General features: G+C 61.9%; 18 protein-coding genes. 4 read left to right on the forward strand and 14 right to left on the reverse strand.

Features of this window, described 5'->3' with window-relative positions; genetic code table 11:
* The first annotated feature begins 1 nt into the window (after nucleotide 1).
* A complete protein-coding gene (locus ACR9ZN_RS04140; protein WP_481271442.1) occupies nucleotides 2-2,449 on the forward strand; it encodes a M23 family metallopeptidase in 2,448 nt (815 codons plus the stop codon).
* A 458-nt stretch (nucleotides 2,450-2,907) separates the two neighbouring features.
* On the opposite strand, the gene tagH is transcribed toward ACR9ZN_RS04140, so the two are convergent.
* The 3 genes from tagH to ACR9ZN_RS04155 form a co-directional block, all read right to left on the reverse strand.
* Nucleotides 2,908-4,221: a type VI secretion system-associated FHA domain protein TagH gene (tagH, locus tag ACR9ZN_RS04145; RefSeq protein ID WP_454817634.1), complete on the reverse strand. Its 1,314-nt coding sequence runs from the start codon at nucleotides 4,219-4,221 to the stop codon at nucleotides 2,908-2,910.
* A gap of 46 nt (nucleotides 4,222-4,267) precedes the next feature.
* Complete coding sequence (locus tag ACR9ZN_RS04150) at nucleotides 4,268-4,822, reverse strand: DUF6931 family protein (RefSeq protein ID WP_481271443.1); 555 nt, start codon at nucleotides 4,820-4,822, stop codon at nucleotides 4,268-4,270.
* 307 nt (nucleotides 4,823-5,129) lie between these two features.
* Nucleotides 5,130-6,887: a type VI secretion system Vgr family protein gene (locus tag ACR9ZN_RS04155; RefSeq protein ID WP_481271444.1), complete on the reverse strand. Its 1,758-nt coding sequence runs from the start codon at nucleotides 6,885-6,887 to the stop codon at nucleotides 5,130-5,132.
* A 281-nt stretch (nucleotides 6,888-7,168) separates the two neighbouring features.
* Here ACR9ZN_RS04155 and ACR9ZN_RS04160 point away from each other — a divergent pair, with 281 nt between their 5' ends.
* From ACR9ZN_RS04160 to ACR9ZN_RS04170, 3 genes are all read left to right on the forward strand, one after another.
* Nucleotides 7,169-8,536, forward strand: a complete 1,368-nt coding sequence (locus tag ACR9ZN_RS04160) for a sensor histidine kinase (RefSeq protein ID WP_481271445.1) — start codon at nucleotides 7,169-7,171, stop codon at nucleotides 8,534-8,536.
* 201 nt (nucleotides 8,537-8,737) lie between these two features.
* A complete protein-coding gene (locus ACR9ZN_RS04165) occupies nucleotides 8,738-10,015 on the forward strand; it encodes a type VI secretion system protein TssA (protein WP_481271446.1) in 1,278 nt (425 codons plus the stop codon).
* Between the two features lie 195 nt (nucleotides 10,016-10,210).
* On the forward strand, nucleotides 10,211-12,535 hold the full coding sequence (locus tag ACR9ZN_RS04170; RefSeq protein ID WP_481271447.1) for a caspase family protein: 2,325 nt from the start codon (nucleotides 10,211-10,213) through the stop codon (nucleotides 12,533-12,535).
* 91 nt (nucleotides 12,536-12,626) lie between these two features.
* Here ACR9ZN_RS04170 and ACR9ZN_RS04175 read toward each other — a convergent pair whose 3' ends face one another.
* From ACR9ZN_RS04175 to ACR9ZN_RS04225, 11 genes are all read right to left on the reverse strand, one after another.
* Entirely contained in the window at nucleotides 12,627-12,998 is a 372-nt protein-coding gene (locus ACR9ZN_RS04175; RefSeq protein WP_481271448.1) for a tail fiber domain-containing protein, read from the reverse strand.
* A 763-nt stretch (nucleotides 12,999-13,761) separates the two neighbouring features.
* On the reverse strand, nucleotides 13,762-14,757 hold the full coding sequence (locus tag ACR9ZN_RS04180) for a zinc-binding dehydrogenase (RefSeq protein ID WP_454817622.1): 996 nt from the start codon (nucleotides 14,755-14,757) through the stop codon (nucleotides 13,762-13,764).
* Between the two features lie 28 nt (nucleotides 14,758-14,785).
* Entirely contained in the window at nucleotides 14,786-15,871 is a 1,086-nt protein-coding gene (locus ACR9ZN_RS04185) for an ABC transporter ATP-binding protein (RefSeq protein ID WP_481271449.1), read from the reverse strand.
* 81 nt (nucleotides 15,872-15,952) lie between these two features.
* Nucleotides 15,953-16,777, reverse strand: a complete 825-nt coding sequence (locus tag ACR9ZN_RS04190) for a carbohydrate ABC transporter permease (protein WP_434960568.1) — start codon at nucleotides 16,775-16,777, stop codon at nucleotides 15,953-15,955.
* A 17-nt stretch (nucleotides 16,778-16,794) separates the two neighbouring features.
* Entirely contained in the window at nucleotides 16,795-17,688 is an 894-nt protein-coding gene (locus tag ACR9ZN_RS04195; protein ID WP_441770591.1) for a carbohydrate ABC transporter permease, read from the reverse strand.
* A gap of 76 nt (nucleotides 17,689-17,764) precedes the next feature.
* Entirely contained in the window at nucleotides 17,765-19,177 is a 1,413-nt protein-coding gene (locus ACR9ZN_RS04200; protein ID WP_434960566.1) for an extracellular solute-binding protein, read from the reverse strand.
* A 115-nt stretch (nucleotides 19,178-19,292) separates the two neighbouring features.
* Nucleotides 19,293-19,805, reverse strand: coding sequence for a VOC family protein (locus ACR9ZN_RS04205; protein ID WP_481271450.1), 513 nt, complete (start codon nucleotides 19,803-19,805; stop codon nucleotides 19,293-19,295).
* Between the two features lie 101 nt (nucleotides 19,806-19,906).
* Nucleotides 19,907-21,562 carry a GMC family oxidoreductase gene (locus ACR9ZN_RS04210; protein ID WP_481271451.1) on the reverse strand — a complete coding sequence of 552 codons (1,656 nt, stop codon included), beginning with the start codon at nucleotides 21,560-21,562 and terminating at the stop codon, nucleotides 19,907-19,909.
* Nucleotides 21,563-21,666: 104 nt separating this feature from the next.
* A complete protein-coding gene (locus ACR9ZN_RS04215; RefSeq protein WP_481271452.1) occupies nucleotides 21,667-22,704 on the reverse strand; it encodes a LacI family DNA-binding transcriptional regulator in 1,038 nt (345 codons plus the stop codon).
* 154 nt (nucleotides 22,705-22,858) lie between these two features.
* A complete protein-coding gene (locus tag ACR9ZN_RS04220) occupies nucleotides 22,859-23,719 on the reverse strand; it encodes a sugar phosphate isomerase/epimerase family protein (RefSeq protein WP_481271453.1) in 861 nt (286 codons plus the stop codon).
* A 9-nt stretch (nucleotides 23,720-23,728) separates the two neighbouring features.
* Nucleotides 23,729-24,874, reverse strand: coding sequence for a dihydrodipicolinate synthase family protein (locus tag ACR9ZN_RS04225; protein ID WP_454817607.1), 1,146 nt, complete (start codon nucleotides 24,872-24,874; stop codon nucleotides 23,729-23,731).
* Between the last annotated feature and the right edge of the window lie 3 nt (nucleotides 24,875-24,877).

The following is a 24,877-nucleotide window of genomic DNA, read 5'->3' on the forward strand; positions in this document are numbered from 1 at the left end:
CATGGACGACAAGACAGTCATAGCCGGGCAAGCATCCTCCGATCCCGCGGATCCCTCCCGGCCGGGCGTGGCCAAGCCGCAGACCGAAGCGGCCGCCGAAGACACCAACGCCACCATCATCGTGCCGGCCAAGCCCGTCGCACGGGTCGCGAAGAAAACCGCCAAGCCCGCGCCAGACGGCGCCGGCCCGGCCAGGAATGTTCCCAAGGATACCGGCAAACCAGCTCCGCCGGCCGCCCGCCCCGCAGGCGCGCTGGTCTATCTCGCCATGGCTGCCGCTCTGGTGTTTCTCGGCCTCGGCTCGGCCGTGACCACGATTTATTTGCTTGCTCCCGATCGAACCCGGCAGCAGGTCACCGTGACCGACAGCGACCTGCAGGCCAGCCTGGTTCCTGTGCAGGGCGAGGACAATGAAGCGGAAGACGAGGCCCTGATACGGGCGGCAATCAAGCCGCGCATCATCGATCTCAGCGGGGACCCGGTGATCGTGCCACAGCTTGCGGGCGCTCCGCGCCAATTGATCAAGCTGGCTGGTGACACGCAGCGCAAGGCAGCAGTCAGCCTCGGCATCAAGAACGAGGTGTTTCGGCTGAAGGACGTCCTCGACCTGCCCACTCCGCAATCGCAGGTCGCGGTGCTGGGGTCCCAGGAGGACATCGCCATCGCCCAGGAGGCGCCGGCTTCCGCCGGCGCGGTCGACAACGCCCCCGGCGCCGACACGGCCACCGGTTCCTCCTCGATCGCCGCTTCGAGCAGCAGCGCAGGCGACAGGGTCGCGGATTTTGCCGAAAAGGCCAAGGTTCGGATCCCCCTTACGGACGCGCTCGGCAATCTCGGCCTTGATACCCAGCGGGCGAGTGCGGCCGGGGACGCCTTCAATGCCTTCTACAGCCATCCGATGCTCGAGGCCGATGACCGCTACGTGGTGCGCGCGATCGCCGTTGATGGCGATCCCAACCACATGCAGCCGGTGCAGGTGTCTGTTTATGCCAAGACCGAGCTGATCGGCTCCATCGCCCTCAACGATGTCGGCGCCTATGTGCGTTCCGAAGATCCCTGGTATCGGCGCGATCCCTTCGCGGCGCCGCTGGCACCGGCGCCGGTCGATCCGGAGAACCAGCCACGCCTGCTCGATGCGATCTATGTCACGGCGCTGCGCAACAGGCTGCCCGCACCGGTGATCGGCGAAGCGATCATGCTGCTGTCGCGTGCCCAGGACCTGGAGCAGAAGGTGCAGCCAGGCGACACGATTTCGCTGATCTACTCGCCCGCTCCGCGGGATTCCAAGCAGGGCCTCGGGCGTATCGTCTTTGTCAGCATCGGGCGTACCACCGGTAATCTCGATTGCTATGTGATGCAGCCACAGGCGGGTGCGCCCTTCGAATGCGTGTCGTCGGCGGGCCAAGGCAGCGTGCCGGATGGCGGCATGGTCACGCCCGTCAACGGCGTGATCGTCGCCAGATTCGGCCCGCAGGGCTCGGACAGTTCGGCCGCATCCATGAATTATGGCATCGACTGGACGGCTCCCGAGGGGGCGCCCGTGGTTGCCGCCTATGTCGGCAAGGTCACCGCGATCGGCGAGGAGAGCAATTTCGGCACGGTGGTGCGGCTCTCCCATGATGATGGCAAGACCTCGATGTATGCCTATCTCGCCCGGGCGGCGACCGGGCTTGCCGTTGGCAATAGCGTCCAGGCCGGTGAGGCCATCGGCTATGTCGGCACGCCGGCCTCCAGCCGCGAACCGCGCCTGCATTTCGAAGTTCGGAACAATGGCGTGCCGGTCGATCCGGTCGCCGACAGCCAGGTGAGTACCAGCACCGGCACCCCCAGCGCTCCCAGCACGAGCACCAGCGGTGCGAACGGAGCCGTCGACCAGTTCGTCGGTCGTATCATCACCATCGAAAGCGCCAACAAATGCAATGCCGCCAACCCGCTCTCCACGGCGGTCGGGCTCGGCCAGTTCATCGAGTCGACCTGGATGACCACCATCCGGCTGCATCGTCCGGATCTTCTGGTTGGCAAAAGCCGCCAGGAGGTGCTGGCCCTGCGCACCAATTGCGACCTCGCACGGGCGATGACAACAGCCCACACCCGCGACAATGCTGCGGTGATCAGGCAGGCCGGCCATACCGTCACGCCCGGCAATCTCTATCTGGCGCATTTCCTCGGCTCGGGCGGGGCGGTGAAGGCGCTCCGCGGCCCACAGAACAGCCTGATCTCCGACGTGTTCGGCGCCGCCCATGTGCGGGCCAACCCCTTCGAACAGGGCAAGACGCTGAGCTTTCTGATCGCCTGGGCCGCCAAGAAGATGGGTGCGGCGATCTCGGGCAGCTCCACGCCGTCGCAGGATACGGGCACTAGCACGGCCAACAACGAACCGCTGGCGAAATTCGCCAGCGATCCCGCCTTCGCCGCGCTCAAGACATCCGTGCTGGCGCTGCTGCAATGAGGGGTCGTGCCGGGCCTCATGCGAATCGGAGTTGGGACTGCCCCTTCCCCAAGGCGTCTCGCCTGCTCTTCCCATCCGCTCGCCCGAGCGTTGCCATGAGCGACCAAGACGCCTACGGGCGCCACCTTTGCGGGCGACGGCCCAGTGGAACCAGTGGTCGAGTTCGGCTGTAATAGCAGGTCGCGTTGAGATTGATTCTCTGGAAACACGGCAATTGCGGAACGGAGAGCCGATCGTCCGACACTCTCTTGAGTGTCGCAGGGACGTCCGCGCTCCCAGGAAAGCCACGTCTTCGATAGGTCAGGGTTTTTGAGACTTGATGCTATGCGACATGTTCTGCGACCGGTTTGGGCCGAAAATGGACGCGGAGCTGGCTATGGTATCATTTCACCCTCTTCCGGAACCCCGGAAGACCGACGCCGTCCCGGCACACTGCCTGCAGGTCATAAAGGCGCGCCTTACGAATGCCTATTGCGGTTCGAGGCGCTCAGCTTGTCATATTGCTCGGCATAGAGTTCCAGGAAGGCGCCCAGCATGCCATGTTCGCGGCGCCCGGCCCTGGCGGCCCAGCGTTCGGCATAGAGCTCCCAATAGTTCCCCTTGCCGGAAAACAGGGATTTCCTGGCATCCGCGGCGGTCTTGATGGCCTCGGGCGACAATTCGTCGAAAAGCTCGGTCAATGCTGCCTGCATCGAGGCCAGAAACGCGACCTGGTGCATTTTGAGGTCTCCGAAAGCGTTCTCAAGCGCGGCCTGACCGTCGAGATAGCCCCGCGTCCGCGGGCCGAGCATCACCCGCAAGGCCTCTTCGGGGGTCGGCATGAATTTCAGTGGATTGTTGTCCTCGGCGCTGATCATGGTGCGGTTGCCGGCACGCGACAGCGCTTTGGCCTCGGCCCTCGCCCGTAGCAAGGCCATCACATGCAGGCAGGCGATGTTCAGGAGCCGCCCGGCATCTTCAGCCAGGTCGCCGGCATCGGCACCGCTGAGAACGTTTTCTGGAATACCGGCACCGGCCGCAAAGCGGCGAATGAACTCGGCCGCGCCGCCATCGTCCGAAGATGGCGCCGCAACGTTCTTCGCCACGGCTGGCTTGAGGGCCTCCGCCGCCTCCCCGGGCGTGACCACGATCGGTGCCGCCTCTTCAACTGCCGGTTCGGCCTTGGCGGGCTCGACCGGCCGGGGGTGCTCGCTTTCCCACAGCGCTGCGGCCGGGGCAGGCGTTGGAATGGCCGGCCTCGGCTTGCGGATCGGTTCCGCCTCCTCGAGGGGTGGCGGCACATAGGCTGCCTGGTGCAGGAAATCCGGCCCGCGGTCGACTTCGCTCAAACGCGGCACCAATTGGCTGGCATCGATGGGCGGCGGCACGTCGTGCGGGCTGTCCCAGATATCTGCACTTGCCAAGGACGGGCTTGGGTCGGGGGACGGCACCGGCTGGGCCGGCTGGGCCGAGACTTGCGGCAGCTTGACCGACACCGCCAGTACATAGTCACCCACCGCCAACCTGTCCCCATCGGCAAGGCGATAGGGACTTTGCAGGCGCTTGCTGGCGCCATTGAGAAAGGTGCCGTTGGTCGAAGTATCCGTCAGCCAATAGGCACCATCATAGAAACGCACTTCGCAATGCTTGCCGGAGATTACTCGGTTGCGGTCGGGCAAGGTCCAGTCCAGATGCTGGTCGCGCCCAAAATCGAAACCGCGCTTGTCGATCGCAAACTCCAACGGCCCGCCATCGGGCAGGCGATCAAAGTTCTCGATCCGGAGTGTCAGCATGGCGGTTGCGAGGTCCTGTCACGTCATGAGGCCAAATGTAAACTGATCAGGTACCGCCGCGGCGCAGCAGCACCACGGCATCGCCGACGAGGTCTTCCATCCCATCGACCTGCTTGGCCAAGGGCAGGCCGGCGACCAGCAAAGTCAAGCCGACATTCACGGCATGGCCGGTCAGATGCGGGGGCGGTGGTACCGGATGTTCTGGATTGGGCGACAAACTGCCCCCGCTCCAGCCCACCGCCAAGGCGGCCCAGGCGAAGGCCCCCTTGTTGGGATCGTCCATGCCGGCATCAAGGGCCGCGCGGCGGGTGAATTCAATCGGTTTCTTCAGCCAGTCCTCGACCAGGCGGAGCAGGTCGGTCTCCGCCGCGCTCGGCGGCGGCTGGCGCTGGCGCAGCGCCAGGCTAAGCCATTGCACCGCCTCGCGGCGCGGCAGCAAGAAGGCGCAGAACGCCATGGCCTTGCGTGCGCTGCCCTGTGCCAGCAAGGCGTCGATGAACGCGAAAGGCTCAAGGTCGAGATTATATCCGGAAAACTCGCCATCGAGATTCGGGAAAGCTTCGATCACCTGCCGGGCCGTCGAGAACCGAAGATGCTTCATCTCGTCTCCTGCGACCGTTCGAACGCGCTCCTTCTGCTCGCGGTCACACCCCGATATCGCATCACTTCGTGCTGCGATGCGTGCTCAGGCACAACTTGCAGACAAGTTGTGCCTGGGATGACACGAGTGAGCCGATAAGGCGGCACCATTCTTTGCACTAACTCATTGTTTAAACGTATTTTTGCAATTTCTCGCACTTTCGTCCAACCAAAAATGCTTCCACAGCATCCCAACCGATTTCTGAAAATGCATTGCGGTGCTGTGGATCTTTACTATCGCTTGTTCGGCCGGACGGTAAAGACACGCGCTAATTGACGAAAACCAAGGCACCCTGAATCGTCAAGGGTGCGCCGGTCGTCACCTGGCCGAGCGCATCCGACTGTACTTGCAGCAATGCGCTGGCCTTGACGGTGATCATGGTCGACTTGAGCGTTATCCCGACGGGCGTCATGGTAAATGTGCTCGTGCCCACGGTGAACTCGATCTTCTGATTGGCCTTCACCGTCCAGGTCGACATGATGGTTTCGTCACGGTTGTTGCCGATCTTCACCTCGACATTCTGACCGATCTCGCGCCGCTCGTCGTTCTCGACCTTGCCCTCGAGGTCGTGCTGGGCGTGGAATCGGATCAGTTCGTTGCCGGCGGTATCGTCCATGATCAGCTCATTATAGCCCGATCCGCTGAGCGTCTGCGTCTTGGTGCCCGATACGGCGTTGAGCTTGTCCTTCACATAGGGCGCGACATTCTCCGCATTGTAGACGCTGCCCGTCACCAAAGGCTGGTCCGGGTCACCCTCGATATAATTGACCACGACCTCCATGCCGACCCGTGGGATCTTGACGTCACCCCAGCCATTTCCGGCCCAATTCTGCGCGATCCGCACATAGCGGGACTGGGTCTTGTCGCGATCCCAGAAGAATTGCACCTCGATGCGGCATTGGTCGTCCACGTCGCTGACCACCAGCGCGGTCTGCGGACCGTGAATGACCGGCTTGGCCGTCACGGCCGGTGCCCGGAAGGCAATATCGAGCGGCTGAAACTCGTAGCTGCCGGAATAGCCTTCCTCGCCGGACGCGTCGGCCGAGCGATAGGCTTGGGCGCGAAAGAGATGATGGGCCCGCACGATCAGATATTTAGCACCTTTGCTGGCCGGGGGATTGCCAGCGAGCGTCATGGTGAAGCCCGGGCAGCAGGTGACGGCGTCGCCGCCGGCGGTCACGCGCTTGTCGATAGCCTGTTCGGCCTCCAGCCTGACATTGGCAAGCGTGGTGCCATCGCCCTTCTCCGTATAGCGGCCGGGATAATCATAGAGTTCGAGGTCGCCATGCTGGTACCTGGCGCTGGCCGCCTTTTCCGCCATCAGGTCAGTGCTGGGCTTGTGATAATCGTAATCGTCCAGCGTGACCTTGCCGGATCGCAGGCGCCGGCCTTCGGCCCATTCGTTCAGCCTGTCCTTGAGGGTGATGTTGTCGAGGCCGACAGCCGCAAATTCGAGAGCCGCGCCACCGAGCTTGGGCTCATGCGCCGCACTCGCATCCGCCATGACGAGCTTATGGTCGGACTCGCTATGTTCGAAATAATAGTAGATTCCGTATTCCTCCATCAGCCTTGAGATGAAGGCAAAATCACTTTCGCGATACTGCACGCAATATTCGAGCTGCGGATAGCTTTCCGCCAAACGTTGCTCGAACTGGATGAAGCCGCGATTGTTCAGGACCTGGCTGATGATCTCCGGCACGGTCATGTGGCTGTAAATCTTGCAATTGGTGGTCCTCGTCAGCAGCCACAGCCAGGGGCGGAGCACCAGGCGATAATAGCGCAGATCCTGGTCCCTGCCGATCCATTGCGTCTCCACCAGCACGCCGTTGAAGTTGCGCTTGACGCCCTCATGATGGGACTGGATATCCAGACGGCATTTGGTGCCGAGAATCTTGTCGAAATCGACCTCGTTGTCGTCGCTGACCACTTCGAGGCGATATTCGAAAAGCTCGCTGAGGCCCTCCGAGCCTTCGAACCGGGTGACGACGAGCTTGTCCTTGCCAAGGCTGCTCGTGAAAGAGCCCATTCGTGTGTCTTGACCGAATATTTGTGCCACAGCCTGCCCTCGCTCTACCACGTCGGCCAATGAAGGCTAGCTCTGTTCAAGTTCAGCGTCTACGGCATAGACGCTTTGTCGCTTCCCACATTTAGGGGGTCCCGGCCATAGTCCTCGCATCTCGGGCTGGTGGGTTTCGACATTCTTGCTATTCTTATTGGAGGGCCTGTCGCTGTGCTGATTTAAGCGCCTGCCGCTCCGTTGACGAGCGGCGATCCAGCCGGGCAGCCATATTGCATTGAGGACGGTGTATGAGCCCGGTTGCGGAAGATTTGGGGCAGTTGGGACATCTGCTCGCCACCGATACCTTGGCTGTCATCGCGGCAATTGCCCTGATGAGTTGGCTGCTGCGCCGACGGGAGAACGTCCTGGCGTGGCTCTGCTGTGCGGGTGTTGCCTGGTGCCTGTTCAATCTCGAGGGCCTGGCCGAGATCGAAGCACGGCCCTTCGGCCTTCCGGTCAACCGGATCGCCCTGCTCTATCCGCTGCTTTTCACCACACTCGGCTTGGCTGCGAGCCTGGTCGGTGCGAGCCTTCCTCGCGGCCTGGTGGTAGTGATGGCGTTGGCCTGCCTCGGCCTCGGCGCCGCAGCTTTCCCATTCCATGGCCTGGAGATCATGCGTATCGCGGGCCTTGCGACCATAGGCGTATCGCTGCTCATACTGGGCTTCTTCGCAACGAGGGCGGAAGCACAGATCGGCGCGCCCGAAAAACTGGCCCTGGTCATTCTCTATGCGCTCGGTCTCGGCGCGGTTGGTTTCGATCTCTATGCCGGGACGATCCGGTCCGGCCACGGCACGCGGCTCGCGCCTTATGCCGGAGTCGTCCTATTGGGCTTCAGCGGCTTCGTCATCCTCAGGCATATCCTGGCCAATGCCGAGGCACGAGAAAGGCTCAACCAGACGCTCGGCCAACGCATCGAGACCACCAAGGCCAATCTCTTGGCGAGCGAAAGCGCGAGGCACGCCCTCGAAATCGCCCATGCCGTGAAGCTGGAACGCGAGCGCCTGATGCGGGAGATTCATGACGGCATCGGCTCGAGCCTGGTGGCGGCGCTGGCTTCGGCCGAACGCCAGGGCAAGGAGAGCACGACGGCTGTGGTCGCCCTCAAGGGTGCTCTGACCGATCTTCGCGTTGCAGTCGACTCGCTCGAGCCGGTGGAAGGTAATGTCGCCACCCTCCTTGCCAGCCTGCGCTATCGCTACGAGCCCGAGCTGCGAAAATCAGGGATTGCGGTCAAATGGATGGTCGAAGACGTGCCGGAGCTCGACTGGCTCGACGCGCCGAGCGCCTTGCACGTGCTGCGGATCCTGCAGGAATCGGTCAGCAACACCATGGGCCATAGCAAGGCGACGCAGCTCACCTTCAAGTGCAAGATGGCGCTGCTGCAGGGAAGGCCGGGTCTTCGCGTCGAGATTGCCGACAATGGCAGCGGTTTCGATATAAACGCTCCGGCCATAGGCCGCGGCCGCCGGAACATGGCCCAACGCGCCGAAGCCCTGGGTGCCACGCTGGACGTATTGAGCAAACAGGGCGAAGGCACCGCCACCATCCTTTGGCTGCCGCTGGTCCGCAGGCATGGATTGAACCTGGAGGAAGGACAGGCAGCGGAGCAATAGACCGCTCGCAAGACCCACGGAATTGCTTTTCATAAGACACCGACAGCGGATCGATCGTTCCAAAACACAGATTGCGGAAGGCGGCCGTGGCCTTTGGCAATGATCCGCGCGGCATTTTTGCGACCTCCCCCATATGGGGGGTTGCAGGTGGAGGCGCTGAACCGCATCATTTCGCTGCGGGATCCCAACAGGTAGGCCAAGATGGCAGTCTATGCCGGCATCGAGAACGAGATTTCAGCCGACACTCCCTGCGGGCCGGATCCCGATGCCGACGCCGATGCCCAGAATTTTCTGAGTGTCGCCGAAGGCCAATTGCCGGCGAGCTATCGCAGTTTCAACAGGAAGTCGTTCGAATCCAAGCAAACGCTTGCCGATCTTCGTACTCATCTCGAGAAATCGCGCGATCTGCGCTATCTCATCCTGGCGGCGAAATATCATATTCTGTCGGATGATTTGCCCGGCTTCGTCGACGCCATCGCAGCGAGCAATGCCTTGCTCGTCGCGCAGTGGGATCATTGCCATCCGACCCAGGCGGCCGGCGGTGCGGAACTGAGGTCCGCCTTCCTCAAATCGCTCGACGACCTGCCGACGGTCGTCCTGCCGCTGCAGAGCGCCACTTTGATCAACGACAAGCGCCTCGGTGCCGTATCGATTCGCTCGGTCCTGGTCGGGGAAGGAAAGCTGCCTGCCCGCGAGGGGGAGACGGTCATCGAGTCTTCCAGCATCAAGGACGCCTTTCTGCGGTTCGAGCCGCTGCAGCAGCTTGTCGATCTATCGGCCAGTCTTGAGACTGTCCTCGCCAGCCTCGAAAGCCTGCGCCAGCTTTTCATCGACAAGGCAGGACACGAGGCAGCGCCCCAATTCGAGCAGTTGCCGGATCTGGTGCGCGCCATTCGCGCTTATGTGGATGGCATCGTCACGACACGCGAGCCGGGCTTGGCGCCGGCGGCGCCTACCGAAACCGACAGCAGGCCGGAAAGCGCCGACGCCGCTGCCCCACCGCCCGCTCCCTTCGCGCCTTCGAATGTTGCTTCGGTGAAGGAGGCATCCAATGCACTGGCCGCGATCCTGACCTATTATGCCGGCAAGGAACCGTCGAGCCCGGCGAGGCTTCTCCTCAAGCAGGCGCATCAACTCGTCGGCAAATCCTTCGTGGAAGTCATGAAGATATTGGCGCCTGGACTGGTCGAGAAAGCCAAGATCCAGATCGGCGGCACCATGCCCTTTGCCTTGAGCTTCGCCCAGCTTTCGGCGCTGGCGGTTGAGGACGGCAAACCCGACGAGACCGAGGCTGAGGCCCGCATCTATACCGTGGCGACGCGCGGCGAGGCTACGGCGCTGATGCGCCAGATCGAGATCTTCTACAACAATATCGAGCCATCGAGCCCGATCCCCATGCTGATCGAGAAGGCGAGAACTCTGGTAGCCAAGGACTTCAATGCTCTTCTCATGGAAATCTCGCGCAAAGATGAGAAGTAGGATGATAAATCCTGAATCAACCAGGGTCGCTCATCGGGACGAACAAACGAGACATTCGGGGAGTTAAGTAAGGTATTCTTATCTCCTCTTCTATGCTTTCGGACTAAGCCGATATCACTATTTCGAGAGTGGCAGGCAACTGCTTCGAAAACTGATATCATAGAATCAAATATAGTACAGGAGGCGTTGGTGAAGATGCTGACCTCAAATCAGGATCCGGGCAAGCGTCATTGCCTTGCTTGGAGGACCGGCCTGCCGGTTGCAGCGCTCGCGGCTGTCATGCTTGCCTTGCCGGCGAGCGTCAAGGCGGCGGAGCGGCGCGTGGCTTTCGTGGTCGGAAACAGCCACTACACGGTGGTTCCCCAGCTCAACAATCCGGACAAGGATGCGCAGGCTGTCGCGGCTGCCTTGAAACGCGAAGGCTTCGAAGTGGTGTCGGCGCTCGACCTCGATCGCAACGATTTCGACAAGGCCCTGCAACGCTTCATCCGCTCGCTGCCGGGCGCCGACCTCAGCGTGTTCTATTATTCCGGCCATGGCATTCAGGTGGGCGGCGACAACCGCATCATTCCCATCGATGCCAAGCTGAAGGATCCGGCCGACCTGGAGGTCGAGACGATCAACGTCAAGACGATCTTCGCCTATATGCAGCAGAACTCAAAGGCGCAGCTCATCTATCTGGATTCGTGCCGGAACAATCCATTCCAGTCCCGCTCATTCCTGGTCGGGCCGCAAAAGCAGATGGCGGTCGCCGGCGTCGGCCTCGCCCCCCTGACCAGCCCGCCGAGCAGCCTCATCGCCTATTCGACCCAGCCCGGCGCGGTCGCGGAAGATGGCACCGGGGACAATTCGCCATTCACCGGCTCCATGGTGAAATATTCCTTCACGCTGGGTGTCGACGTGCAGCGCGCGCTCGACAAGGTGACCGACGACGTGTGGGCGGCCACCAACAAGCGCCAGCGCCCCTGGTCGGTCGGCACGCTGGCCCAGCCGATCTATCTGGCCAAGCCTGTCATCCGCATTGCCGCAGCGGCACCCGTGCAGGTGGCCAGGAATGCCACCGTGAAGATTGGCCCGGCGCCCAAGCAGGGATCGGATACTTTCACCGATCAGGAAGCCCCGATACAGGTCGCCGCGCTGCTTGGTGAAACCTTCAACAAGCCGCGCCGCGTGCCGATCGGTGTCGGCCAGGTCGCGATGCTGGACGATCTGCCGCTGGTGCGCGCCGCGACGGGCGCGCAAATCCAGATCGCCGCGGCACCGGGTTTCGGTACGATGTATCTCAACGGAGCGCCTCTGGCCGAGGGTGACGTCGTCGACCAGAACGCCGTGCGTGCCATCACCTTCGAACCGTCGATCGGCTCGGAAGGCAAGGTGCAAAGCGTGCAGCTCAAGGTCGAGCAGCCCGGCGGCGAGGGACAGGTCGTCACCGGCAAGATCGAGTCTTTCGTACCCGTCTGCGACGACAAGGCGGGCGAACCACTCGACCCGCAGGGCGTCACCGTCGGCAAGCTGCCGAACGAGATCGACGCCAAGCCGGCCATCGCCGCCTGCAGCGAGGCGGTCGCCAAATTTCCCACTGTCGCGCGCTATAAATACGAACTCGGCCGCGCCAAGCTGGCCGATAAGGACGTTGCGGGCGCAATCGAACTTTTCAACGCGGCTGCCGATGCAAGCTATACACGTGCGTATTATGAGCTCGGCTATCTGGCCGAACGCGGCCTCGGCCGCTCGCAGGATCTGGTCGAAGCCAACAGGCTGTTCAAAATGGGCGCCGACCGTGGCGACCCCTATGCCATGCTCGCCTATGGCCGCAACCTAACCCTGGGACGAGGCGTAGCCAAATCAGTGGATGAGGGCGTCAAGCTGCTCAACCGGGCTGTGGAACTCGGGCATACCTATGCGATGAATGCTGTCGGCGCCATGTATTATTATGGCCAGAACCTGCCGGCCAATCCAAAGCGCGGCGTCAAGTTCTACGAAGCGGCCCTGGCGCGAAACGACATCTATGCGATGCGCAATATGGGCATCGCCTATCTCGACGGCAAAGGCGTGGCGCGTAAGCCGGCTATGGCGATGGAATTGTTCAAGCAAGCCTCCGCGGGCGGCCATCCCGGCGCGCCCACCAATATCGGCGCCATGTATTTCAAGGGCAATGGCGTCAAGAAAGACCTGGCGACCGCCACGAGCTGGTATGAGATCGGCGCTGAACGCGGCGACTTCTACGCAGCGTCCAATCTGGGCTGGATCTATTCCAAAGGCCCGGCGGCGCAGCGCGATCTGGAAAAGGCTGTCTGGTATTCGAGCCTCGCCGTCGCGCTCGATGCTTACGGCGAACACAAGGAAGAAGCCGGAAATCTTCAGGCTCTGCCGCTGGCCGAGAAAAAGAAGGTCATCGACAAGCTCAATGGCGAATTGGGCAGCGATGCGGTGGCCCCGACATCGGATGTCGACAGCACGGTCGTGCTGCTTGCTCGCAAGGCCTGGCAGAAGCGCAATCCTCGTCTCGACCTGTTCTAACGCAGCGTCGCAACGGAGGCGAAGGACAGTTCTTTTCCACGGCATAGAACCTGGTTTCAAGCCAGGTTCTATGCCGTCGGCATTATTGCACTCAGCGACCGAGCAGGTGAGCGGCCCTTTGATAATCCGCCAACATCGTCATCTTCACATCGATACGGTCATAGTCCACCATGAAATAGCCACTGTCGGTACGGATGACCGCTTCCGGGTGTGTCTCAAGAAGATCCTGGGCCATGACGCCCACATAGATCGGGCCGCCCCAGACATAGCGGAAGCGATAGATGGTAAGGCCGCTTGGAGACTGGCCGATGGCACGGATATCGGTCTTGAGCCGGCGGTCCGACCACCCGCCGCCCCCGCTCGAGCCGCCGCCGCCACTGCCCCCGCCATTTCCGCCCCCACCGCCGCCACCGCCGCCACTGGGCATCGGGCCGCGTTCATCGTCGCCAGCGCCTGGCTCCATGATCACGCGCCTGCGATGGGGCATCATCTTGTGATGAGGTCGGGTCGGCCTCATCTTCCGACGCAGGGGCTCCGGTTCGTCCACGTAGATCGGTTCGTCGGGGTAACCTGACGCGCAGCTGGAAAGCACAAGGGCCAGCCCGCTTCCCAAGACTCCAAACAACAGGCCCCGCCGCACTTCAAATTTGCTCGTCATCAGTATCTCCTAAAATCTGGTGGCACACACCGCACGATAAGGATCATAGCAAGTACAGCGGATTTGGGCGTGACAGCCCGCACAGGGGAACGGGCCCATCAGTATACACGGCACTCCGCAAAACTGACCAAATGGTCAACAAAGTAACCGCTAAGACGACGACCTCGATAAGAATATAGAACAAAACCTGTTCTTGACATAGGCGTAGTCTATCTTTGCGAAGCAATTCCAGGCGTCGCGGTGCGAACCAGCCTGGAATGAAGAGCCTGTTTTCCGAGCGATCGGCATCCAAACGCCCCCCAAAAGATAGGATTGGCTCGAGCGGTCATTCCGGGTTCGCAAGGTTGGCCGTCACCCAAGCCGAGGATCAATCCGTGGCTGGTGCAGTTGGATCAGCCTCTGGCCGCCAGCGCAAGCAAGTCGCAGCATGAGTGACCCACGCTGATTCGCAGAGCGGTTTGCCGGTTCGATCTGCAGCCGGCTCAAAGGCGGCCTCTTGCGATCCCTCAGAACGCGCTGGAACCGGCCCCGACGGTCATATTGGCTCGACAATCTGGCCCCAGGGAACTCAGGCGATGTTCCAGTCGAGGATGACGAATGGTTCCTCGACTTCCTTCTGGAGCAATCTCCGATAAGACGCGGCGGGATCATAAGGTGTCATACCGCTGAACATTCCGGCAGTCGGAATGCGGTTTTCCGCCAGCCATTTGAGTGCGGTCGCCAGACCAGAGAAGGTACTGTGCGGCGCGTTGTTGTAGCCCTCATAGAGTTCTTCCCAGACGAACCCGCGAGAAAGGACAGGAACCTCCCATTCCCAGCCGCTGCGCAGCACGACATAGTTGAAAAAGACTTCGTGCAGGATTTCATGGGCCGAGATGTCCGTGTAAGCCTTCCAGGGAACGCCCACCAGCACAACCTCGCCGCGCTTGCGGACGACTTTGCAGCCATCGAGCACAGCCTTCTCGTGGCCGGAGCAATCAATCACCAGGGCGACCTTCCCTCGATAGTCCGCGTCCTCGACCGGAATGACGGCCAGTGCCCGGCCAATTCCGGAAGCGAGTGCCTTTTCACGGCGCCCGTGATCCGGCTCGACGATGGTGACGTCATAGCCCGCGATCTGGCACTGATGGGCTGCCAGGTAGCCGACCGGGCCAGCGCCGCAAACGATGACCTTCTCGCCGGGACGAGCCGCCGTCGTCATCAGCGTGGTCATCGACACGCCCATCAATCGTGCGACGACGGCAAGTTCCGCCGGCATGTCCTCGGGTATCTTAAGCGTGTAACGGTGATCGAACTGCTGGGTGGACCGATGACCGCCCATGCAGAGCAGGCGATCCCCCACCTTCACATCCGTCACGGCCGTACCGATCTCCTCAGCCCGAAAAACCGCCGCATAGCCCGGGCGGATCGGAAAGCTGTCGCCATTGGCCCAGGCAAGCTCGGTGCCGGGGCTGATAAGCGTGACCAGGGTGGGCCCACGCACCTCACTCGCGCCCAGTTTTTCCTCCTCATAGTCGAGGAGTTCGAATTGCTGCTTGCCTGTGAATACGACTTCGCGGCCCATGACGGTCCTCAAACTTCTGGATGGGCGGTCACGCCCTGATGGCTTCGCCGCTGGTGGCGTCGAAGACGTGAAGATGCCGGGGGTCGAAATTAACCCGGATGCTTTGCCGGTCGGCCGAGGGGCGGCTGGAAGCCGGGATCTGGGCGCAGAGTTCCTGTTCGCCGATCCGCAGATTCAGGAGTGCTTCCGAGCCGAGATATTCCGTGACCTCGATCGAGGCGTCATGACCTGGCGTCCCATCGGGGACGACCTGGATGTCGCTGGGACGTATGCCGATGACGGCCTTCTGGCCGGCCTTGAGCCGGGTGGCGATCGAGGCCGGCACCGGGAAGCCCAATGGCCCGGCCGAAAGCATTGCTTGACCGTTCGCCTGCTGAACCTCGGCGGGGATGAGGTTCATCGCCGGACTTCCGATGAAGGTCGCCACGAACAAATTGCGAGGATGCGCGAAAACCTCTTCGGGGGAGCCGACTTGCGCGATGTGACCGTCCTTCATGATCACGATCTTGTCGGCCAGGGTCATGGCCTCGACCTGATCATGGGTGACATAAAGCACGGTCGTCCCGAGGCGCTTGTGCAATTTGGCGATTTCGAGCCGGACTTGCGTGCGGAGCTTCGCGTCCAGGTTGGAGAGCGGCTCGTCGAACAGGAAGACCTTGGGCGTGCGCACCATCGCCCGTCCCATGGCTACACGCTGGCGCTGGCCGCCGGAAAGCTGCGACGGCCTGCGATCGAGCAGGGCCTCCAGGCCGAGTATCCGGACGGCCTCGGTGATACGAGCCGCAACGTCCTGGGCTGAGAGCTTTTGCGGCTTGAGCGCGAACTCCATGTTCTGCCGCACCGTCATATGCGGATAGAGAGCGTAGTTCTGGAAGACCATCGCAATCTGGCGGTCCTTGGGCGCGACGCTGTTCACCACCCTGCCCGCGATCTCGATTTCGCCTTGCGAAATGTCTTCGAGGCCCGCGACCATCCGCAGGGTGGTCGTCTTGCCGCAGCCCGACGGTCCCAGCAGGACCACGAACTCTCCTTCCTCGATCGCCAGGTCGATATTGTGCACGACCTCAATCTGGCCATAGCGCTTGATGACACCGCGCAGCGTTACGGATGACATGCGGTTACACTCCCAACTGCCTGGAGCAGACGCGTTCAGGCTGAACGCCTCCTTGCTCTAACCCCTTGTTTCGACGCGGCTTCAGCCCTTCACGGAACCCATGGTCAATCCCTTCACCAGCCAGCGCTGGCAGGTGAGGACAAAGATCATTCCTGGAATGAGCACGATGAACGAGCCGGCCATGATGCGTCCCCATTGGACCGCATCGCTGGACCAGAAGGACATCACCGCGACGGTGACCGTCTGGGCCTTGGAGCCGGTCAGCATCAGTGCGAACAGAAACTCGTTCCACGAGAAGATGAAGCAGAACACGGCCGAGACGGCCAGGCCTGGCGCGGTCAGGGGGAGCGTCACCTTGAGAAAGGTGGTGATCACACCATGCCCATCGACTTGGGCCGCTTCTTCGAGGGCCTCGGGAACCTCGTCGAAGAAGCCCTTCATCAGCCAGACGGTAAGTGGAATGTTGAAGGTCGAATAGACGATGATCAGGGCAAGGGGTGTATCGAGCAGGCCGATCGTCTTGAAGATGATGTAGTATGGCACGACGACGGTGATCGGCGGAAACATCCGCATCGACAGGATCCAGAAGGCGACGTCGTTGATCCACTTGTTCTTGATCCGGGAGATCGCATAGGCGGCGAGCGAGCCTATGACCAGGCTGAAGGCCGTCGACCCCAGCGCCACGATGAGGCTATTCAGGATCTGCAGGTGGAACGGGCGTATGGTGAACAGGTCGTAGTAATTCTGCAGCGTCGGCGTGAAGATGAACTTCGGCGGCTGCGAGAACATATCCACGGGCTGTTTCAACGACGAGGCGAGGATGAGATAGATCGGGAGCATGAAGACGATCAGCACGATGCCGATGAGCAGATAGATCAGCGTTTTTTCGCGTATTGTGGGCGTCATGACTTAGAACCTCCCGCCTATCGTGCCTGGATGGCTTGGCGCCGCTGCATCGATCGGAAGAAATAGGTGATCAGCAGCGAGATGATGACCAGCGAGACAAAGGACGCGGCAGCCCCTACGCCCATCCGCCAGAACGTGAAGCTCTGGCGGTAGATGTAGAGCGACACGACCTCGGTCGCGTCAGCGGGACCGCCCTTGGTCAGCACGTAGATGATGTCGTAGATCTTGAAGGCATCGATCGCTCTCAGGAACAGCAGGCTCGCCAGCACGGGCCTCAACTGGGGCAGGGTCACGAAACAAAAGACGTCCCAGCGGGAATTGCCGTCGATGCGGGCTGCCTCATAGGGTTCCGTCGGCAGGCTCTGCAACGCGGCCGCCGTTCCCATCATGAAGAAGGGCGTCCATTGCCAGATGTCGGCGATGGCGATGGCCGTCAGCGCCCAGTTCGTGGTGGTGATCCAGCCGATGGGCGAGATCCCAAGCAGTCCGGTAAAATAATTGAGATAGCCAAGTTCCGGGAAATAGAGGAACAGCCAGACCAATCCCACGATCACGGGCGAAATCATCATGGGAATGAGCAGGAGGGTGCGCACGATCCCCATGGCCGGCAGTTTCTGGGTGACCAGGATCGCCATGCCCACGCCCAGGACCAGTTGCACCGACAGCGTCATCGCCATCAGCTTGAACGTGGTGATCAAGGCATGCAGGAACGCCGAGGAGCTCAGGACTTCCGCGTAGTTCGACAGTCCCACGAAAATGCGCGGGATGAAGGGCTTGGCAAGGTCATAGTTCCGGAAACTGAGCCAGAGCGCGTACAGCATCGGGAAGATGGTCGTGACGAACAGGATGACGATCGCCGGCAGCAGAAAGATGCGTGCGATGGCTCTGTTGCGGTTGGCTATCTGGCTCATGGCGTCTCCCCGATGCATCGGCTGATCGCCCCGGCTCGCAGGCCGGAGCTATCCAGGCTGGAGGTCCTCGTGCGATCTACTTCGCCAGGACTTCGACCGGCGTGTCCTTGATCCAGCGCAGGCGCTGTTCGAGCGGGAACATGGAGAGCTGCGTATTCACCGCAGTGCATGCCTTGGTCAGGGCCTCGAGCGCCGTCGGCGTTTCCCCAGCCATGTATTTGCTCAGCTCGACGCCGAAGTTTTCTTCAACCGTCTGGTAGAACGGATGGAAGATCCGGCGACGCGCATCGACCTGGCTGTCGAGGAGGACCTTGTAATAGGGGTACTTGGCCTGAAGCTTGGGATCGGCGAGGATCGACTTGCGGAACTGGCTGACGCCCTTGCCTTCTTCGGCAAACCGTCGCATGAGCTTCTCGCTCGTCGCCCATTTGATGAATTCCCAGGCCGCGTCCTTCTCCTTCTCGGGTGACTTGGCGTTGACGGCGAAACCAAGCGTGCCCGTATAGGTCGGTTGGGCCCCCGCGTCCGAGACGGGGTTTGCGGCAAAACCGACCTTGCCGTCCTTGGCGACCGTCGCCTCGTCGGGATTGGTCAGCCGCACCGAACGCACGCTCCAATAAGCTGCCTGTGCCGCCGCTCCGCGCTCCATGAAGCCGGACTGGATGTCCCACATCAGCCCCAGATAATCCGGCGGATTGAAGGGGATGAGCGCCTTCATATATTCGGCGGCCTTGACATGGGGCTCGCCCGTCATGGCGCACAAACCGGTCTTCGGGTCCCAATAGTCGCCGCCGAAGGAGCGCATGAAGGGGAAGTAGTCGTGGGTAATGGCCCCCTGCACGCGGCTGTAGGACTGGCTCACGCCATAAAGATCATGATCGAGGGGCTTGCCGCCGGCCGGCTCTCCCTTCTTGCGCGTGAAGAACTCGGCAATGTCGCGGTATTGCTGCCAGGTCTTGGCCGGCGCCAGGTCGTAGCCGTATTTCTTCTTGAAATTGGACTTCTCATCGGGGTTGTCGATCAGGTCTTGCCGATATTGCTGGAGCCACGTCATTCCCGAGGCCGGGAAGCCGAGCAGCTTTCCTTGCCAGCTCAGTTCCTGCAGCTGAACGGGAACGATGTCGTCAAGGCCGATCTCCCTGGCATCTCGCTTGGCTCGTGACGTCAGGTCCTCCAGCGCACCGGCTTCGCCGAGCATGCCGACCCAGGGACTGTCCACCCACAGCAGCTGGTAGGTGGGACTATCGGAGCTCGATTCGACGATGATCTTGTCGATCAGCCCGGGATAGGGCAGCTGGTCGATATGGACCTTGATGCCCGTCTGCGCTTCGAACTCCCCAACGAGGGGAGCGACGCGCGTGACCGACGTATCGCCGATACCGAGCATCTTCAGTTCCACGCCGGCATAGGGCTTGTCCTGCGCCCAGGCAGTTCCGGCCAGCATGGTCACCATGCAGGCCGCCCACACAGACTTCTTGACGTGTAGCATTCCCATTTCCCTCCCTGGATATTAGGCAGTGCACGCTTATTCGATTAAGCAGATAGTCACCGGACTGCTTGGGTTCAGCCGGCAAGGGAAAGCTGCGTTCCCTGCCCTCAAACTCTCAGCTATTCACCGACCACATTTTCGGGCCGCCGTCGCGCTCGTAGCCCAGCGCTCCGTCCCAGCTGACCAGTTCGAGAGACAGGCCCCATGGCGCCCTCAGATAGATCCAGTCGAGGCCCTCCAGAGGCCCTGACGGGATGCGCGTGGGTCCATCGAGCACTTCGACGCCGGCAGCGCGAAGCCTCTCCGTGGCAGCGCCCACGTCATCGACCTGGAAGGCAAGGTGGAAGCCGCCGACCTCGCTGTTGCGTTTCATCGGTGTCTGCTCAGGCTCGCCGGAATATTCGAAGAGCTCGAGATTTCCTCCGTTCCCGCACACGATGACGCGCTGATCCTTGATGCGCGTTCCAGCCGGGACACCGAGCCGACGGACCATGAACTCGTCGTCGAGATCGGCACCACCGCATTCCATTACCGTGACGGCACCGAAGACCGTTTGGAAGAAGTCAACGGCCTGTTTCATATCCGGCACGGTGACGCCGATATGCTGAATGCCTCTAACCTGGATCAAGTCTTCCCTCCCTCGGCGCCGCTTATCCGTTTAAGCAATTTTGTGCGGACTTCAGTAGTAACTAATTAGTTATTTCATTTTGGCTTGATATTGTCAACGCCCTAGGCCTCGGCGAACGGACGCGGCTCGTTGCGCTCCCAGGAGAATACGGCACTCGGAAGAGCCGGCCGGCCCCTCACCAGGTCGGCTCCCTTTTCGCCGATCATGATGGTGGGAGCATTGGTATTGGAGGAATTGATCAAGGGCATGATCGAGGAATCGCAGACCCTCAGCCCATCGATGCCGTGAACCTTGAGATCCACCCCCACCACCGACATCGCGTCATGTCCCATCTTGCAGGTTCCAACCGGATGATGGTCCGTTTTTGCCATCCGGCAGGCGTAGTCGAAGGCCTTTGACGGGTCGTTGCCGATGTCCGCTCCCGGCAGGACCTCTCGCTTCAGGAATGGCGCCAATGCCGGCTGCGCCATGATCTGGCGCCCGAGTTCGAGACCGCGCAGAGACATTTCCAGATCATAGGGATCGGCCCAGTAATTGGGGTCTATCAGCGGTGCATCTGCGGGATCGGCACTCTTCAATCGCACGCTGCCGCGCGAGCGCGGCCTCATGAAGGCAGTGTTCAAGGTGACGCCCGGGTTCTGAAGCTTGGCGATGCCGGTCTCGATCCCGGAGCCCTGCCCGAAATGAAACTGGATATCGGGTGATCGCGCGGCGGGATCGGCGTACCAGAACCCGCCCGTTTCAAAGAGCGAGGACACCACCGGCCCCGTTTTGAACAGCATGTATTGCAGGCCCGCGGCCACCATACGATGCGGGCGCTGAACCCGATCGTAGGAATGGTCGCCGCTGCACTCGCACAATACGCACAGATCGACATGGTCCTGAAGGTTCTCGCCGACCCCGGGCAGGTCGTGGACGACCTTCACGCCGACGGAGCCGAGGTGGCGGGCCGGGCCGATACCCGACAACAGGAGAAGGCGGGGCGAGCCGATCGCGCCCGAGGAAACGAGAACCTCCCGGTCGCATGCAATACGCCTGAGTGCCGCGCCCTCCTTGACCTCGACGCCGGTTGCCCGTCCCCGCTCCACCAGGATCCGCCTGACCTCGGCATTGTTCATAACGGTCAGATTGGGCCTCGGCATGGCAGGCCGCAAGAACGCCACAGCCGCCGAGGAGCGACGGGCATCGCGTTGCGTGAGCTGGTAATAGCCGATGCCGCGCTGATAGCGCCCGTTGAAGTCGGGGTTGTAGGGGAGGCCGGCCTGTTGCCCGGCCCGAATGAAGGCATCGCAGATCGGAAGCGCCCCACGCGGCATCGCCACACCAAGCGGACCGTCGACGCCATGGAATTCGTCGTCGAAGCGCTGATTGCCCTCGGCTCTCTTGAAATAGGGAAGAAGATCGCGATAGCCCCAGTCCTCGCAACCGGCCTCGTCGCGCCAGGCATCATAGTCGAGTGCATTGCCGCGGGTGTAGATCTGGGCATTGATGGTGGATCCTCCGCCCAGCACCTTCGCCTGGGTGTACCAAAGTACCCGCCCTTGCATGTGGCGCTGCGGTACGGTCGACCATCCCCAGGAAGCGATGCCCTTCGTCATGCGGGCAAAGCCTGCAGGCCAGTGGAACAGAAAGTTGCTGTCCCGGCCTCCGGCCTCGAGAAGAAGCACCTTGACGTCGGGGTTTTCGCTCAAGCGCGAGGCGAGCACGCAGCCAGCCGGGCCAGCGCCGACGATGATGTAATCGAATTGAGCAGACACCGGCACACTCCTCCCCGGCCTCGCGCCGCCGCGAGCCGATATATAAGTAACTGTATAGTTATTTTCTATGCGTAGTTAGCCTGCTTTCGCCGATACGGTCAACGTCAAAGCCGCGGATGCGGAACGGCGCCTGCCACCGAGTGGCGCACGACAAGAGTGGGCTCGACCAGATAGCGCCGAGGCTCGAGCCCCGCTCCCCTCACCTTCTCCAGCAGCGTCGCGGCGGCATGCCTGCCGATTGTGCGGGGGAAGAGATCCACGGTCGTGAGCGCGGGCAGCAGGGAAGATGATTGAGGCAGATTGTCGAACCCGACGATCGAGTAGTTGACGCCGACGAGCCTGCCCGCAAGGTGAAGGGCGGCATAGGCTCCGAAGGCGACGTAATCGTTGAAGCAAATGGCCGCGCAGCAGTCTGGATTCGTCTCCAGCAACTGCCTCGTCGCGATCTCTCCGCCCTCGTTCGTGGGTGAGGTCGGTATGATGTGCTCTAGCGCGATGCTTTTGCCAACCTCTCCCAAGGCCCTGCGAATGCCCTGAAGACGGCCAGCCCAGGTCTTGCTTCCTTCATGGCCACCGACGAAGCCGAATTCGACGATGCCGGTGTCGATGAGGTGCCGGGCGGCAAGATAGCCCGCCGTTTCATCGTCGGCACCGATGAAATCAGCCGAAGGATCGTTGATGTCCCGTACGCAAATCACATAGGGCTTCGATCGCCGACGAAGGCCCGCCATCATGTCGCATGATGTCGTATGACCCGGACTGATCAGCAGGCCGGCAACATTCTGCGCGACCAGAGCGTCGATCAGCGTCGCCTGGCGCGCCAGATCATCCTTGGTATTCGCGACGATGGTCAGATAGCCCGCTTCGTAGCAAAACGCCTCGAAATCACTGAGCAATTCCGCAAAGAACGGGTTGGAAATGTCGTGAACGATGACCCCGAGCAGGTTGGATTCGCCCGTGCGCAAACGTGCTGCGGTGTCATTCCTGATAAAGCCCATGGCATCGGCGACGCGCCGGACATTTTCTTGGGTCTCGATCGAGACGCGGCCATTGCCGCTCAGGGCATAGGACACCGCCGCCGTTGACAGCCCAACCGCCTGGGCGATGTCCTTGATGCTCGGCCCTTTGGGACGCCTGACCACTTCCGCCCAATTTCCCTGACGCTTACTGCTATGCCTCGAACGGTGAAAGCCTAGCCTAGCGGCGGCACCCGATCAAAGTCCCCTTTGGAACGTCGGCACAATCGTCAACAGGTCTCCGACAACGCCGTGGTCGGCGCGCTTGAAGACAGGCGTTTCAACAGACGGAGCGAAAGCGCTCGACGCAGGTGTCGAGCACCTGCGCCGGATCGCGCTTCCACCAGTTCTCGGCCGAAAAGACCTCGACCTCGCACAAGCCTCGATAACCTGCGTCTTCCACCGCCGCGCGCAACGACTTCAGATCGGCGACGCCATCTCCCATCATGCCGCGATCGAGCAGGACATCGCGCGTCTCGGCAAGCCAGTCGCACAAATGATACCCCAGGATGCGCTCCTTGCCGGCACGCCGGAGTTCGCCGGCAAGGGAGGTGTCCCACCAGACGTGATAGACATCGACGCCAATGCCGACATTGGCCTCGCCGATCGCCTCGCAGAGGTCGACGGCGTCACGCATCGTCACCAGGCAGGAGCGGTTGCCCGCATAGACTGGGTTGAGCGGTTCGAGCGCCAGGCGAACGCCCCTCTGTGCCGCGTAGGGTGCGGCTTCGGCGACCCGCTCGGCCACGCGTTTCAGGCTTTCCTCCACCCCAAGGCTTCCCGGCTCGACCCCGCCGACGACGATGGTCAGGATCGAGGTCCCGAGTCCTGCCGCCATGTCGATCGAGGCCCGGAAGTCATCCCGCAGGACGGATAGAGGCCGCGGCGCCATCGGGCCTACCAGGAAGGGGCTGCGACACAGGCCCGCGACTTCGAGGCCCGCCTGGCGGGCACGATCGCCGATCGCGATGGCTCGCCCCCCAATCTCCCGGCGCCAGAACACGATCCCGCCAAAGCCGCGCTCGGCGCAGGCATCGATGACGCGCTCGATGGACCAGCCAGCGCCATGCCCATCCAGATTGTGCCCGAGCGTCGCGGTATTCAGGGCGAGCGCCGAATGATCCGTCGAGAAATCGCGCATCGCGACCTCTCAGGCGCCGTAAAGGACAAGCAGCCTGCGCATACGATCGGTTGCCAGATCCGGGTCGCGCAGCAGGCCGCAGGCATCCGCCTGCTTGAAAAGTTCGACGAAATAAGGCAGCGGCCGCATGGCCTGCGCCCCGCCCAGCATGATGAAATGCTCCTGGAAGCCATTGAGCCAGGCGAGGAAGACGACGCCCGTCTTGTAGAACTGGGTGGGTGCCCGGAAGATGAGCCGCGCCAGCGGGACGGTGGGATCCAGTACCGCATGAAAGGCTTGTCTGTCGCCCTCCCCCAGTTTCTGGATGGCGAAGGCCGCAGCCGGCGCAAGAGGATCGAAAATACCGAGAAGGGCATGCGAAAAGCCGACCTCGTCGCCGGCGATCAATTCCGGATAGTTGAAGTCATCGCCCGTATACATTCTGACGCCGGCGGGCAGGCGCCGTCGCATCAGGATTTCCTTGTCCTTGTCCAGGAGCGAAATCTTGATGCCGTCCACTTTTGCCACGTTCTCTTCGATGACGCGCAATGCCACCTGCATGGCGGCCTCGAAGCTTTCGCTGCCCCAGTAGCCCTTGAGCGCCGGGTCGAACATGTCGCCAAGCCAGTGGAGGATGACGGGCTGGTCGCAGCGGGCCAGGACATCGCCATAGACCTTCACATATTCTTCCGGTGAGCCGGCCACCGCAGCAAGGGCGCGGCTCGCCATCAGGATCAGGCGCCCTCCCAGGGCCTGGATGGCCTCAATTTGTTCGAAATAGGCGCGACGGACGTCGTCCAGCCCGCGCGCCTGGCTCGGCTCGAGCTGGTCGGTGCCGCATCCATTGAAGATCAGCGCCTGCGGAAGCTCCTCGCGGGTGCGTCGGATAAGCTCGAGGGCCCGAGGCCAGTCCAGGCCCATGCCGCGCTGGGCCGTGTCCATCGCTTCGGCAATGCCAAGTCCGAGATCGTTCAAATGGTGGCGAAACGCCATCGTCGCCTTCCAGTCGACCGCGGCCGGGCCGGAAGGATCATTGGCGGTGAACGGATCGGCCACGACATGGGCCGCCGAAAACACGACGCGCGCCGCGCCGGCGGGCAAGCGGGCAGCCGGGATCACCTTGCCGCTGAGCCGATAGTCGGAGAAAGCGCCATTGGCGTCTGGAAGACGGATCATCGT

Source organism: Labrys sp. HAY1-8F, assembly GCF_056754975.1.

Coding starts and splice junctions, on each gene's coding strand:
- ACR9ZN_RS04195 (WP_441770591.1), bottom strand. CDS start 17,688: ATGAGCCAGATAGCCAACCGCAACAGAGCCATCGCACGCATCTTTCTG.
- ACR9ZN_RS04190 (WP_434960568.1), bottom strand. CDS start 16,777: ATGACGCCCACAATACGCGAAAAAACGCTGATCTATCTGCTCATCGGC.
- ACR9ZN_RS04185 (WP_481271449.1), bottom strand. CDS start 15,871: ATGTCATCCGTAACGCTGCGCGGTGTCATCAAGCGCTATGGCCAGATT.
- ACR9ZN_RS04160 (WP_481271445.1), top strand. CDS start 7,169: ATGAGCCCGGTTGCGGAAGATTTGGGGCAGTTGGGACATCTGCTCGCC.
- ACR9ZN_RS04175 (WP_481271448.1), bottom strand. CDS start 12,998: ATGGAGCCAGGCGCTGGCGACGATGAACGCGGCCCGATGCCCAGTGGC.
- ACR9ZN_RS04155 (WP_481271444.1), bottom strand. CDS start 6,887: ATGGGCTCTTTCACGAGCAGCCTTGGCAAGGACAAGCTCGTCGTCACC.
- ACR9ZN_RS04220 (WP_481271453.1), bottom strand. CDS start 23,719: ATGCGCGATTTCTCGACGGATCATTCGGCGCTCGCCCTGAATACCGCG.
- ACR9ZN_RS04150 (WP_481271443.1), bottom strand. CDS start 4,822: ATGAAGCATCTTCGGTTCTCGACGGCCCGGCAGGTGATCGAAGCTTTC.
- ACR9ZN_RS04225 (WP_454817607.1), bottom strand. CDS start 24,874: ATGATCCGTCTTCCAGACGCCAATGGCGCTTTCTCCGACTATCGGCTC.
- ACR9ZN_RS04140 (WP_481271442.1), top strand. CDS start 2: ATGGACGACAAGACAGTCATAGCCGGGCAAGCATCCTCCGATCCCGCG.
- ACR9ZN_RS04165 (WP_481271446.1), top strand. CDS start 8,738: ATGGCAGTCTATGCCGGCATCGAGAACGAGATTTCAGCCGACACTCCC.
- tagH (WP_454817634.1), bottom strand. CDS start 4,221: ATGCTGACACTCCGGATCGAGAACTTTGATCGCCTGCCCGATGGCGGG.
- ACR9ZN_RS04170 (WP_481271447.1), top strand. CDS start 10,211: ATGCTGACCTCAAATCAGGATCCGGGCAAGCGTCATTGCCTTGCTTGG.
- ACR9ZN_RS04180 (WP_454817622.1), bottom strand. CDS start 14,757: ATGGGCCGCGAAGTCGTATTCACAGGCAAGCAGCAATTCGAACTCCTC.
- ACR9ZN_RS04200 (WP_434960566.1), bottom strand. CDS start 19,177: ATGCTACACGTCAAGAAGTCTGTGTGGGCGGCCTGCATGGTGACCATG.